This window comes from Arthrobacter sp. TB 26, assembly GCF_000427315.1.
Taxonomy (GTDB): Bacteria; Actinomycetota; Actinomycetes; order Actinomycetales; family Micrococcaceae; genus Arthrobacter.
On sequence record NZ_AUPJ01000174.1, the window covers coordinates 1 to 11954 of the forward strand.

13 protein-coding genes and 1 pseudogene are annotated in these 11954 nt (G+C 68.1%); 5 read left to right on the forward strand and 9 right to left on the reverse strand.

Annotation, left to right across the window (positions count from 1 at the left end; genetic code table 11):
* From K789_RS0105905 to K789_RS0105920, 4 genes and pseudogenes are all read right to left on the reverse strand, one after another.
* On the reverse strand, positions 1 to 269 hold a 269-nt coding region (locus K789_RS0105905; protein WP_029704589.1), incomplete at its 3' end, for a biotin/lipoyl-containing protein.
* 71 nt (positions 270 to 340) lie between these two features.
* Positions 341 to 1321: an alpha-ketoacid dehydrogenase subunit beta gene (locus K789_RS0105910; protein WP_024365954.1), complete on the reverse strand. Its 981-nt coding sequence runs from the start codon at positions 1319 to 1321 to the stop codon at positions 341 to 343.
* A pseudogene (locus K789_RS22460) lies at positions 1321 to 2573 on the reverse strand (thiamine pyrophosphate-dependent dehydrogenase E1 component subunit alpha). The gene K789_RS0105910 and the pseudogene K789_RS22460 overlap by 1 nt, the downstream one beginning before the upstream one ends.
* A gap of 147 nt (positions 2574 to 2720) precedes the next feature.
* A complete protein-coding gene (locus tag K789_RS0105920; protein WP_024365955.1) occupies positions 2721 to 3839 on the reverse strand; it encodes a histidinol-phosphate transaminase in 1119 nt (372 codons plus the stop codon).
* Positions 3840 to 3936: 97 nt separating this feature from the next.
* Here K789_RS0105920 and K789_RS0105925 point away from each other — a divergent pair, with 97 nt between their 5' ends.
* A complete protein-coding gene (locus K789_RS0105925; protein WP_024365956.1) occupies positions 3937 to 4323 on the forward strand; it encodes a phage holin family protein in 387 nt (128 codons plus the stop codon).
* 12 nt (positions 4324 to 4335) lie between these two features.
* On the opposite strand, the gene K789_RS0105930 is transcribed toward K789_RS0105925, so the two are convergent.
* Both K789_RS0105930 and K789_RS0105935 read right to left on the reverse strand, forming a co-directional pair.
* A complete protein-coding gene (locus K789_RS0105930; protein ID WP_024365957.1) occupies positions 4336 to 5769 on the reverse strand; it encodes a hypothetical protein in 1434 nt (477 codons plus the stop codon).
* Complete coding sequence (locus K789_RS0105935) at positions 5769 to 6095, reverse strand: hypothetical protein (RefSeq protein WP_237739529.1); 327 nt, start codon at positions 6093 to 6095, stop codon at positions 5769 to 5771. The genes K789_RS0105930 and K789_RS0105935 overlap by 1 nt, the downstream gene beginning before the upstream one ends.
* A gap of 175 nt (positions 6096 to 6270) precedes the next feature.
* Here K789_RS0105935 and purB point away from each other — a divergent pair, with 175 nt between their 5' ends.
* The 4 genes from purB to K789_RS0105955 all read left to right on the forward strand — a co-directional run bounded on the left by purB (position 6271) and on the right by K789_RS0105955 (position 9478).
* On the forward strand, positions 6271 to 7713 hold the full coding sequence (purB, locus tag K789_RS0105940; protein ID WP_024365959.1) for an adenylosuccinate lyase: 1443 nt from the start codon (positions 6271 to 6273) through the stop codon (positions 7711 to 7713).
* Entirely contained in the window at positions 7710 to 8390 is a 681-nt protein-coding gene (locus tag K789_RS0105945; RefSeq protein ID WP_024365960.1) for a histidine phosphatase family protein, read from the forward strand. The genes purB and K789_RS0105945 overlap by 4 nt, the downstream gene beginning before the upstream one ends.
* A 94-nt stretch (positions 8391 to 8484) precedes the next feature.
* Positions 8485 to 8988 carry a GNAT family N-acetyltransferase gene (locus tag K789_RS0105950; protein ID WP_024365961.1) on the forward strand — a complete coding sequence of 168 codons (504 nt, stop codon included), beginning with the start codon at positions 8485 to 8487 and terminating at the stop codon, positions 8986 to 8988.
* Positions 8989 to 9043: 55 nt separating this feature from the next.
* Positions 9044 to 9478 (forward strand): acyl-CoA thioesterase, encoded by a 435-nt coding sequence (locus K789_RS0105955; RefSeq protein WP_084507307.1) that lies wholly within the window; start codon positions 9044 to 9046, stop codon positions 9476 to 9478.
* Positions 9479 to 9544: 66 nt separating this feature from the next.
* Here the strand turns inward: K789_RS0105955 and K789_RS0105960 are convergent, their stop codons facing one another.
* The 3 genes from K789_RS0105960 to K789_RS0105970 form a co-directional block, all read right to left on the reverse strand.
* Positions 9545 to 9937 carry a nuclear transport factor 2 family protein gene (locus K789_RS0105960; RefSeq protein WP_024365963.1) on the reverse strand — a complete coding sequence of 131 codons (393 nt, stop codon included), beginning with the start codon at positions 9935 to 9937 and terminating at the stop codon, positions 9545 to 9547.
* 86 nt (positions 9938 to 10023) lie between these two features.
* The gene (locus K789_RS0105965; protein WP_024365964.1) at positions 10024 to 11214 is read right to left on the reverse strand and encodes a 4-hydroxybenzoate 3-monooxygenase; all 1191 of its coding nucleotides are present in this window, start codon (positions 11212 to 11214) and stop codon (positions 10024 to 10026) included.
* A 94-nt stretch (positions 11215 to 11308) separates the two neighbouring features.
* Positions 11309 to 11954, reverse strand: a 646-nt coding sequence (locus tag K789_RS0105970; RefSeq protein WP_024365965.1) for an IclR family transcriptional regulator, incomplete at its 5' end; no start/stop codon positions are given.

The following is an 11954-nucleotide window of genomic DNA, read 5'->3' on the forward strand; positions in this document are numbered from 1 at the left end:
ACCGGTGCAGGGACGGCGTCGGCGGTCGCGGCGTCGCTCACGCTGATGATCGGGGTCCCGACGTCGACCGTCAGGCCCTCGGGGACGAGCAGTTCAGTGACGGTGCCGGCGAACGGAGAGGGCAGTTCGACGAGGGATTTTGCCGTCTCGATTTCGCACAGGACATCGTTGATGGCCACCGTATCGCCCGGTTTGACCTTCCAGGCGACGATCTCGGCCTCGGTCAGCCCTTCGCCCACATCGGGGAGGTTGAACTTATGGAGAGTCATGTTGTCCTTGGTGGGAGAAGGCGCCTCGGCGGGAGGCGGTCAGAAAGGGCACGGTCAGTACGAAAGGCCGGTCAGTAGGACAGGGCACGGTCCAGTGCCTCGAGGATGCGGTCGATGTCGGGGAGGTAGTCTTCCTCCACCTTCGCCACCGGGTAGGGCATGTGGAAGCCGCCGACGCGGATGACGGGCGCCTCGAGCGAGTGGAAGGCACGCTCGCTGATCCGGGCCGCGATTTCGCCGCCGATCCCGCCAAAGGTCGGGGCCTCGTGGGCCACAACCAGCCGGCCCGTCTTCTTGACGGATTCCGTGACGGTGTCGAAGTCGATCGGCGAGATGGAACGAAGGTCGACCACCTCGACGCTGTGGCCGTCCTCGGCCGCGGCGTTGGCAGCGGCCAGGGCCACCGGCACCAGCGGGCCGTAGACCACCACGGTGGCGTCGGTTCCCTCGCGGAGCACATGGGCCTTGAAGGGGTCCGCGGAGGTTCCGGGGGATTCGGTGTCGACCTCGCCCTTGAGCCAGTAGCGGCGTTTGGGCTCGAAGACGATCACTGGGTCCTGGCAGTCGACGGCCTGCTGGATCATCCAGTAGGCGTCATGCGGGTTGGACGGGGTGATGATGCGCAGGCCCGCCGTGTGGGCGAACAGCGCCTCCGGGGACTCCGAATGGTGTTCGATCGAGCCGATGCCGCCGCCATAGGGGATCCGGATGACGACCGGCACGGTCAGGTTGCCGTTGCTGCGGGAGTGCATTTTGGCCAGCTGGGTGGTGATTTGGTTGAAGCCCGGGAAGACGAAGCCGTCGAACTGGATTTCACAGACGGGCAGGTAGCCGCGCAGGGACAGGCCGATCGCGGTCCCGATAATGCCGGACTCCGCTAGCGGGGTGTCCACGACGCGGTCGGCGCCGAACTCGGCGAACAGGCCGTCGGTGACGCGGTACACGCCGCCGAGGGGTCCAATGTCCTCGCCCATGAGCAGGGCGCGGGGGTTGTTGTTCAGCGTTGCGCGCAGGCCCTCATTGATGGCCTTGGCGATAGTCATGGTGGTCATCAGTTGGCCGCACCTTCCGCCTGGGCTGTTGCGTCGTCGGCGAATCCTGCGCTGTACTCCTCGAACCAGGCCAGCTCCTCGGCCACCAGCGGGTGGGCCTCCACGTAGGTGTTGGCGAAGGCGGTCCGGATGTCCGGGGTTTCCAGGTCGTAGGTGGTCTTGCGGACGTAGGCGGCGAGTTCGTCGCCGTCGGCCCTGACCTGCTCGAAAAACGTGTCGTCGGCCAGCCCCTCGGCGCGGAGGTACTTCTCCAGGCGCTCCAGCGGATCCTTGGCCCGCCACCGGGTTTCCTCGGCGGATTCCCGGTACTTCGTGGGATCGTCGGCCGTGGTGTGCGCGCCGACGCGGTAGGTGAAGGCCTCAATCAGCACCGGACCCTCGCCCTGGCGGGCACGTTCCAGCGCCCACTCGGTGACGGCGTGGACAGCAATCACGTCGTTTCCGTCGACCCGGACGCCGGGGAATCCGTAGCCCTTGGCCCGGTTGGCGAGCGGGATGCGGGTCTGCACGGAGCTGGGAACGGAGATCGCCCAGTGGTTGTTCTGGCAGAAGAACACCACAGGTGCCTTGTAGGAGGAGGCGAACACCATGGACTCATGGACGTCGCCCTCGGAGCTGGCGCCGTCGCCGAAGTACACCATGACGGCGGCCTTGGGCTCCGTGGCGTGGCCCGCTGTTCCGTCCGCGAGTGCGGCGGATGCCGCGAACTTCTGGTCGCGCTGGATGCCCATCGCGTAGCCCACCGCATGCGGCGTCTGGGCTGCGAGGACCAGGGTGTAAAGGTGGAAGTTGGTGTCCTTGGGGTTCCAGCCGCCGTTGGACACTCCGCGGAACTGGCGCAGCAGTTCGGCCAGGTCCACGTTGCGGGTCAGGGCGACGCCGTGCTCGCGGTAGGTGGGGAAAATGTAGTCCTGCGGCTGGCTGGCCCGGCCCGNCCCGAGCCGATCTGGGCGGCCTCCTGGCCGGTGAGGGGAACCCACAGGGCCAGCTGGCCCTGGCGCTGGAGCGCCGTTGCCTCCACGTCGAAGCGGCGGATCTTCGCCATGTCAGCATAGAATCCCCGCAGTTTCTCCGGGTCGAGCCGCTCTGCGTATTCGGAGAACACGGGATCAGAGCCAAGTGTGCCGTCAGGAGCGAGGAGCTGCACCATCGGCTCCTCGGGATCACCCAAGCGGGCCTCGGCTTCTGCTTCCAGCCGGTCCTCAATGTCGGTTCCGTCGAACTCGGTAGAGGGCAGATGTGTGGCGCCCATACCGTCTCCTTGCTTGCCGCATCCGAATGCGCCGCAATCGCTGGGATATATGCCGGACCGGTAGTACATTCCCGGCCCGGCATATATTTTGGCTTACTCGTCCTTACTTTATCCGCAGCAGGCTGGCCGCGGCCGTCATGTTAAGCGCTAGGAACGCCGCGGCGGTTTTGTATAGATCGCACAGAGTTCGAGGAAACGGGTGTTGGCCTCGGTCTCGCCGATACTGACCCGCACCCCCTCGTTGGCGAAGGCACGCACGGAGAGCGCCCGCTCCCCTGCCAGGGCGGCGAATTCGGCACTGTCGGCACCGAGATTGAGCCAGACAAAGTTGCCCTGCGCCTCCGGCACAAACCAGCCAAGGTCCCGCAGTCCGGCGGTCACCCGGTCCCGTTCGTCCACGAGGCTTTGTACCCTTTCTACAACCTCGCCGAAATGCTTCAGCGAGGTCACCGCCGCGGTCTCGGCGATCTGGGAGACCGAGAACGGGGTGGCCGCGACGCGCAGGTGCTGCGTGAGGTCCGGGTGGGACACGCTGTAGCCGACCCTCAGCCCGGCCAGGCCGTGGGCCTTCGAGAAGGTCCGCAGGACCACGACGTTGGGGTACTTCCGGTACATTTCGATGCCGTCGACAGCGTGCTCGTCGCGGACGAACTCCTGGTAGGCCTCATCGATGACCACCACGACGTCGGAGGGGACGGTCTTGAGGAAGCGCTCAGTTTCCTCGGTGGTCAGGATGGGTCCGGTGGGGTTGTTGGGGGTGCACAGCAGGATCATCCGCGTCCGGGCCGTCACCGCGGCCGCCATCGCGTCGAGGTCATGCCGGCCGTCCGCTGTCAGCGCGACCTGCACGCTCTCGGCACCGGCGAGGCCCACGCTGATGGGGTAGGCCTCGAAGGATCGCCAGGCATAGATGACCTCGTCGGCCTTGCCGTCATCGTTCTGCCCCGCGAAGGTGGCCAGGAGCTGATTCAGCGCACCGAGGCTTCCGGCGCCGGTGACGATGTCCTCCGCGGGAACGTCCAGGAATCCGGCGAGGGCGCTCCGCAGCCTGCTGCTCAGCGGATCCGGGTAGCGGTTGAAGTCGGTCTGCGCCGCGATGGCCTGCTGCACTGCAGGGATCGGGGGCAACGGGTTTTCGTTGGAGGAAAGCTTGAAGCTGGCCAGACCCTCGACGGGGACCGGCGGTTTGCCGGCCGCGTAGCGGGGAAGGAGGTCTACCACCGGACGGGGCCTGACGCCCCCGGCCGTGTTCTCTGATGAAGTCATGCCAACTAGCCTACTTCGGGTCTCCGCCCCAATCGCCTGCCGCAATAAGGGGATATGGTCCCTGCCGCGGCCGCCGGGCGTATGACAGCATGGGGCCATGCGCTCATTCATCGTACGAGTCATCATCAACGCGCTGGCCCTGGCAATCGCGTGCTGGATCCTCACCGGCCTGGATATTTCCACCGCGGGCAACGGCACGCTCAGCATCACCCTGGGCTACCTCTTCATCGGCTTGATCTTCGGCCTCGTCAACGCCTTCGTCAAGCCGATCGTCAGCCTGCTCTCGCTGCCGATCACCATCCTCACCCTGGGCCTTTTCACGGTTGTCATCAACGCCGGAATGCTCTACCTGACGTCCTGGATCAGCAGCTACACCACCGTGCACTTCACCATTGACACCTTCTTCTGGACGGCGGTGCTCGCCGCCCTCATTATCAGCGCGGTGTCACTCGTGGCCAGCTTCCTTCCCGCGCTCGACCGCTAGGAACCGCGCGAGTCAGGCCGCGGGCCGCCGGGTGCGGTCTGCGGGTTTTTCTCCCGGGTTGTGCCGCGGCCCCGGAGCCATGGGCAGCCGTGACGATGGCATGGCTTCGCGCCGGAGCGAGAATCGTGTCACCGTGGCCGTTCCGCCCGAGCCGACCGCGGCCGCGAGCGCGGCAGTCGAAGCCTGAAGTGAAGGATCCCGGCTGGCCGCGACGTCCCGGGCGCCGTCGGCATAGCGTCCCAGGTCGTGTCCCGGCCCCAGGCCCGGCTCCAGCCATTCGTGTCCGGGGATCGGAGCGGTCAAGGTGACGGTCACCCGCTCCTTTGTGTCCGGGTTGGGCAACCCGTCCGCCCCGGGCACCCAGTCCTGCTCATGCTCCAGGTGCAGGCTGCTGGTGCCGGTTCCCGGCTCGATGCCGCCCACCGGGGAACCTGCCGTGAGCACGAACTTCAGCTCGTAGTCAGCCCGGAATGCCTTGTCCCGACCGAGGTTCATGGCGTGGATGCCGCCCTGGCTGTAGCCGACCGCGGCCACCTGATCGCCCGCCTCGGCGCCGGCCTCGGCCAGGGCCTGCCGGATGGCCACTGCGGTCTCGGCCGAGTCGTACCCGAGGGCCTCCGCGATGCCGGCGGCGTCAAACGGGTTGGTGCCCTGCGGCAGTCCGCCCAGCTGCGTTCCGGGGATGACGACCACCCACGCCCGACTGCCGCGCTCCCCCACCCGGAGGACCTCGATATCACCACCGTTCCGTCCGACAGCCCCGGCCCGCAGCAGCAGCCCGGCCGGTGAGACGTCGGCCTCCTCCGTGCGGGTTTCCATGCCTGCGATCCTGACGGGCCGGGGCCGCAGGAACTCCAGGCCCGCTCCGCCCGTCAAGCCGCGGATGGTGGAGCGGACGCTGGCCGCACTGGCCGTCCCCCCTGCCGCGGCGAGGCCGGCCGGGAGGCCGAGCAGCAGCGCCAGCCCGGCAGGTGCCGTGGAGAACCCGTCCTCCACCGCGTCGCGGACGGTGACGGGAGGCAGACCGAACAGACCCCACAGCGGCCCGTACCCCGGGCCGGTCCGGCCGATCCGCAGGAGCAGATTGTTGCGGGCCTCGGCGAACTCGTATTCCCGGTGACTGGCCCGGACCTCGCGGGTGAGACGCTCCAGCTCCGTCCGGACGCGGCCGAGGGCCCGGCCTCCCTCCCCAACGGCGATGATCGCGTTGCTGCCGGTGGAGTACGAGTCGGACTGGTAAGGGAGCAGGGCGCGGCGCACGGCTTCCGCCTCCACTTCCGCGGCCGCCAACTCCTGGACGATCCTGTCCAGCGCCGATGCCCCGGCCAGCAACTCCTCGAACTGGAAACTGAGCCCGCCGACTCCGCCGCGGATCCGCAACGTCCCGTCCACGGGGGCGACGGGGACGGGCGCTCCACCGGAGCCGGCCGGCGAGGCCTCGGCCATCAGTACCCCGGCCGTCCCGGGGACAGCGCCACGCTTCCGGCATGCCGGAGCACAGCCGCAACGGCCTCCTGCAGCGCCGTCCGGCTGCGCCGCAGGGAGGCGGCCTGCAGGGACAGCGCCGTCCGGTAGGCCCGCCCGGCCGGGGACTGCCAGCCCTGCAGTTCCACGCTGACCAGGTGGGCCAGCACGGCGTCGGCGCGGTCAGCGCAGGCAGCCACCCGGGCGGCAAGCTGCTGGACCTCGTAACTGCGCGAGGCGCACGCCGCCGCATCGGAGGCCACCAACGACCCCGCGTGTGCGCTCATCCTGGCTGTCCCGCTGGTCATACCCCCGACGCTAGGGGCCCCGGTGGGCGGGCTGAAGCCCCCTGCGCAGCCATGTGGACAACAGCCGGTGGAACCGCGTCCCGTAGCGGGAGGGACAGCCGGGAGGAACCCGGTCCGGAAGTCACATGGTTCAGCGCGCTTAAGGCCCGGCGGGACTTCGTGAAAGAATCGGGGCATGCCTGAAACTGCCGCCACAGCCGATACCCGCACGCCGTCCGGACGCCTGGCCCTCGCCGCGTCCTCACAACAGATCGCGCTTGGCCCGCTGGACGGCCGGTACCAGTCCGCCGTCGCGCCGCTGGTCGACTATCTCTCCGAGGCTGCCCTCAACCGCGACCGGGTCGCCGTCGAGGTTGAATGGCTCATCCACCTGACCGGCAACAACGTGCTCCCCGGCGCCGGCCCGCTGAGCGCCGGGCAGCAGGAGAAGCTGCGCGCCATCGTCACCGGGTTCGACGCCGGTTCGGTCGCCGAACTGGCGGACATCGAGGCCGTCACGGTGCACGACGTCAAGGCGGTGGAGTACTACATCGGCCGCCGCCTGCCCGGCATCGGCATCGAACACCTGACGGCCATGGTGCACTTCGGCTGCACGTCCGAGGACATCAACAACCTCTCCTACGCCCTGGGCATCAAGGGCGCCGTCGAGGACGTCTGGCTGCCCGCCGCCCGGAAGCTCGTCGCGCAGATCGGCGCCATGGCCGGGGACAACCGGGCGGTGCCGATGCTCTCCCGCACACACGGCCAGCCCGCCACCCCCACGACGCTCGGCAAGGAACTGGCCGTCATCGCGCACCGCCTGACCCGCCAGCTGGACCGCATCGCCCGGACCGAGTACCTCGGCAAGATCAACGGCGCCACCGGAACCTACGCCGCACACGTGGCCTCGGTTCCCGGCGCCGACTGGGAGCATGTCGCCAAGAGCTTCGTTGAAGGCCTGGGCCTGAGCTGGAACCCGCTGACCACGCAGATCGAAAGCCATGACTGGCAGGCGGAGCTGTACGCCGACGTCGCGCGGTTCAACCGGATCCTGCACAATGTCTGCACTGACATCTGGAGCTACATTTCGATCGGCTACTTCGTGCAGATCCCGGTCGCGGGCGCCACGGGCTCCTCCACCATGCCGCACAAGGTCAACCCGATCCGCTTTGAAAACGCCGAGGCCAACCTGGAGATCTCCTCCGGGCTGCTGGATGTCCTGGGCTCCACCCTGGTCACCTCCCGCTGGCAGCGCGACCTCACCGACTCCTCCTCGCAGCGCAACATCGGTGTGGCGTTCGGCCACTCGCTGCTCGCCATCTCCAACGTGGCCAAGGGGCTGGACCGGCTCAAGGTCGCCGAGGACGTGCTGGCCGCGGACCTCGACACCAACTGGGAAGTCCTGGGCGAGGCCATCCAGATGGTCATGCGCGCCGAGGCCATCGCCGGCGTCGAAGGCATGGAAAACCCGTACGAGCGGCTCAAGGACCTGACCCGCGGGCAGCGCGTCGACGCGGCCCGGATGCAGGAGTTTGTCCAGAGCCTGGGCCTGTCTGCCGACGCCGAAGCCCGGCTTCTGGCGCTCACCCCCGGCAAGTACACCGGCATCGCGGACAAGCTGGTGGACCACCTCGCATGAGGCTCCTGCTCATCCGCCACGGCCAGACTCCCGGAAACGTCCTCGGCCAGCTGGACACCGCCCACCCGGGCCCCGGACTGACGGAGCTCGGCGAGCGGCAGGCGGCCGCACTGGCGCGGTCGCTGGCGAATGAGCAGATCGACTTGCTGTACGCCTCCACGCTGATCCGCACCCAGATCACGGCCGGGCCGCTCTCGACCGTCCGCGGCCTGGACATTGAGGTGCTGGAGGGCCTGCGGGAAATCGAGGCGGGTTCGTTGGAGAAGCTCACCGACAAGGAATCGCACCTGCGCTACCTGGGAACCGTGTTTGGCTGGGCGGCCGGGGAACTGCACCGCCGGATGCCGGCCGGACCCAGCGGGCACGAGTTCTTCGAACGTTTCGACGCCTCGATCGCGCGGATCGCCGACGCCGCATCCGCGGAGACGGCAGGCGGCGGCGCCGGGACGGTCGCCGTGGTCAGCCACGGGGCTGCGATCCGCGTCTGGGCCGGCCTGCGGGCCACCAACGTGGAAGCGGGTTTCGCCGCCCGCCACGTCCTCGCCAACACCGGGATCGTGGCGCTGGAAGGGGATCCCGACGCCGGCTGGCGGCTCATCCACTGGGACGACAGTCCCGTGGGCGGCCTGGCCCTGGTGGATCCGACGGCGGAGGACCCCACCGGCCGCACGCTGTAGCGGAATTCTCCGAACCCTAACGCGCAGGAAACACGGCCGAAACCGGCGCTGCCTAGCGTTAACCTGCATAACCCTTCGGCGAAGCGAGGCAGCCATGCAGACCAACCCGCGGCTCAACATCCGGCAGGTCACCTGGGCCAACCCGGTGGGCGCGGACCTCCGCGCAGCCCAGCAGTCCGAACTTGACGCCCGCTTCGGCACGGACGACCACGAACCCGGCCCGCCGCCGTCGGAGGCTGACACGGCCGTGTTCCTCGTCGCCCACGACAAGGCGTCGGGGCAGCCGGTGGGCTGCGGCGGCCTGCGCATCCTCGACGCGCGCACCGCCGAGATCAAGCGGCTCTATGTGCTCCCGTACACGCGCGGTTCCGGGGTGGCCAGCTCCATCCTCGCGGCCCTGGAGGCGCATGCCCATTCCCTCGGCATCACCTCCATCACCGCCGAGGCCGGCTCGGTGCAGACGGACGGCCGGCAGTTCTACGAGAACTCGGGCTTTGCCCCGGTGCCGAACTTCGGGCCCTACATCGGAGTGGAGCACTCCTATTACTATGCGAAGGCCATCGACTCGCACAGCGCCGCGCACACCGCCATGGCCTAAGGCGCGTCCGCCGTCACACTGCCGGCGCGTCGGCGCGGTCGGCTACTCTCGCACTATGGAACCGGCAGACATCACCTTCCGCACCCGCAAGTGGGTGCGGCCCGAAGACCTGAACGCGAACGGCACGCTGTTCGGCGGAAGCCTGCTGAAGTGGATCGACGAGGAAGCAGCGATTTACGCCATCCTGCAGCTCGGCAACGGCCGGGCCGTCACCAAGTACATTTCCGAGATCAACTTTGTCAGCTCGGCCGTCCAGGGCGACCTGATCGAGATGGGGCTGACGGCCACGCGCTTCGGCCGGACCTCGCTTACCATGCGCGCCGAGGTCCGGAACATGATCACCCGGCAGAGCATCCTCACGATCGAGGAAATAGTTTTTGTGAACCTCGATCCGCACGGCACGCCCGCACCGCACGGATACACCGAGATCACCTACGACCGGGACCGGATCCCCACGCACCACCTGACGGAGACGCTCGAAGAGGACTGACGCTCGAGGAGGACCAGGGTCCGAGCTGCGGCGGTCCGTGGGCACACACCGCGGTGAACGCGCCCCCTAGGCCCAGAAGTCGTCTGCCTTGCCCGTGTCCTCGAAGAACTCGCGCCCCTCGGTGACCTTTCCGTCCCGGACCACGAACGTGATCACGGCGGCCATGTCCAGGGTCTTGCCGTTGGCCTGTGCGTGGGTTTGTTGGATCGCGACGGTGTGGTCCTCCCCGCCGACGAGGTCCTGGACAGTGGCCTGGAAAGAACCCTGCGTGCGGGCTCCAAGTTCACCGAAGTACGCCAGGATGGCGCCGCGGCCCTGCTTGGTCCCCGACAGCACGCCGCTTCCGGCAACGTGCCAGGCTGCGTCCTCCGCGAACAGCTCGCTGAGGCTCGCCATATCCCCTGCATTGAAGGCCTCGAACCCCCGCCGGACCAGTTCAACATTTTCTGCGGCTCCCATCTCGGGCACCCCTTCGTCAACTTTGTCGGGTATTTCTTGGGACGGATTAAGGCTATTCCTGGCTCAGCGGCATGTCGATGAAGAAATCAGTGCGCGCCCGGCCAACCGGTGTAGGCCTCGGCGAGGTAGGCACGGCCGTGCCGGGATGACACCACCGAGTTGAGCTCGCCGAGCTGGCGGGCGCGGGCGAAGTCGTCGCCGTCGGCCGGCGTGTGCAGCATGGACGTCATCCAGTAGGAGAACTGCTGGGCCTTCCAGACCCGGTCCAGGGCGCGGTCGCTGTAGGCATCCAGGAGCACGGTGTTTCCGGTCTTGTAGAAGCTGTCGAGGCCCTCGAACAGCACCTTGACGTCGTGGAGCGCGAGGTTCAGGCCCTTGGCCCCGGTCGGCGGGACGGTGTGGGCGGCGTCGCCGGCGAGGAAGAGCTTGCCGTGCCGCATCGGGGCGTGCACGAAGCTGCGGAACTTCAGGACCGTCTTGTCAATGACCGGGCCTTCCTTGAGTTCGAAGCCGTTGCCGTTGACCCGGCTGCGGAATGCGTCCCAGATCCGGTCTTCGCTCCAGTTGTTGACGTCCTCGTTGGGGTCGCACTGGAAGTACATCCGCTGGACGGTCTCGGTCCGTTGGCTGATCAGGGCGAAGCCGTTCTCGGAGTTGGCGTAGATCAGTTCGTCGGAGCTGCGCGGGGCCTCGGCCAGGATCCCGAACCAGGCGAAGGGGTATTCGTGGAAGTACCACTTGCGCTGGGCCTCCGGGATCTGGAAGCGGCTGTGGCTGCGCGAGCCGTCGGCGCCGGCGATGAAGTCCGCCTGGAGCTCCCATTCCACTCCCTCGGCATCGGTGAACCAGACCTTCGGCTTGCCCTCGAGGTCGTGGACGGTGGTGTCGGTGACGCTGTAGCGCACGTCGCCGCCGTCGGCCTGGCGCCGTGCGGCAAGGTCGAGGAAGACGTCGGTCTGGGGATAGAGCCAGACGGACTCTCCGACGAGGTCCTGGAAGTCGATCCGGTGGCTCTCGCCGTTGAAGCGCAGTTCGATTCCGTCGTGCCGGTCGCCGTCGCGCAACACACGGTCCGAGACGCCGCTGTCCACGAGCAGGTTCACGGAGCCGTGTTCCAGGATGCCCGCGCGGACGGTTTCGGAGATTTCCTTGTGGCTGCGGATCTCGATCACGGTGGATTCGATTCCCTGTTTGGCCAGCAGGTGCGAGAGCATCAGCCCCGCCGGGCCGGCGCCCATGATCGCGACCTGGGTGGTGATGACTTTGCGGTTTGCCATGGTGTCCTCGCTTCGTTGCGGGGCCGGGACGGCTGGACGTCCGGGGCCGGGTGGTTTCTCTGGCTACAGTGTGCGCCCGGACACGTGACGGGCGTTACAGGGATTCCACTGAATGGAATGCGGGCGTGGCTGCCGCGTCATGCAGCTGCCGCCCGATCCCGCGGGCAGCCGTCTGAAGGGCGGGAACGAGCGCCTGGAGCCGCATTTCACGCAGGGGAACGACGACGCCGAGCGCCGCCACGGTGCGCTTCCTCGCGTCCCGCACGGGGACGGCAATCCCCCAGGTGTCCGGATCCACAACGCCGGCGAGCTGCGCAAAGCCATGGCCGGCTGTCTCCTGGAGCAGGGTGCGGAGGTCCTCCGGCTGGACCTTCCCGGCAGGATCGTGGAACTGGTGAAGGTACTCGGCCTGGACGGCGGCCGGCTGGTTGGCCATCAGCGCCAGCCCCGCAGAGGACACATGCACCGGCATCCGCCCGGCGATCTGGGCCCGGTTCGCGACGGAGCCGCGGCGGGACAGGCGCTCGACGAACAGCGCCTCCCAGCCCTCCAGCACGGCCAGGTTCACATTCTGGTTCAGGACCTGCTGGATGTCCTCCATAAACGGCATGGCCGCCTGGCGGAGGGCCAGGGTGGGTGAATTCCGGTTCACCAGCTCCCACAGGCGCAGGCCCAGCCGGACGGACCCCCCGCTGCCCAGTTCCAGAAGCCCGTGCCCGGCGAGCTGCCGGACCAGCCGG

Coding starts and splice junctions, on each gene's coding strand:
- purB (WP_024365959.1), top strand. CDS start 6,271: ATGCCTGAAACTGCCGCCACAGCCGATACCCGCACGCCGTCCGGACGC.
- K789_RS0105950 (WP_024365961.1), top strand. CDS start 8,485: ATGCAGACCAACCCGCGGCTCAACATCCGGCAGGTCACCTGGGCCAAC.
- K789_RS0105960 (WP_024365963.1), bottom strand. CDS start 9,937: ATGGGAGCCGCAGAAAATGTTGAACTGGTCCGGCGGGGGTTCGAGGCC.
- K789_RS0105965 (WP_024365964.1), bottom strand. CDS start 11,214: ATGGCAAACCGCAAAGTCATCACCACCCAGGTCGCGATCATGGGCGCC.
- K789_RS0105955 (WP_084507307.1), top strand. CDS start 9,044: ATGGAACCGGCAGACATCACCTTCCGCACCCGCAAGTGGGTGCGGCCC.
- K789_RS0105910 (WP_024365954.1), bottom strand. CDS start 1,321: ATGACCACCATGACTATCGCCAAGGCCATCAATGAGGGCCTGCGCGCA.
- K789_RS0105945 (WP_024365960.1), top strand. CDS start 7,710: ATGAGGCTCCTGCTCATCCGCCACGGCCAGACTCCCGGAAACGTCCTC.
- K789_RS0105930 (WP_024365957.1), bottom strand. CDS start 5,769: ATGGCCGAGGCCTCGCCGGCCGGCTCCGGTGGAGCGCCCGTCCCCGTC.
- K789_RS0105920 (WP_024365955.1), bottom strand. CDS start 3,839: ATGACTTCATCAGAGAACACGGCCGGGGGCGTCAGGCCCCGTCCGGTG.
- K789_RS0105925 (WP_024365956.1), top strand. CDS start 3,937: ATGCGCTCATTCATCGTACGAGTCATCATCAACGCGCTGGCCCTGGCA.
- K789_RS0105935 (WP_237739529.1), bottom strand. CDS start 6,095: ATGACCAGCGGGACAGCCAGGATGAGCGCACACGCGGGGTCGTTGGTG.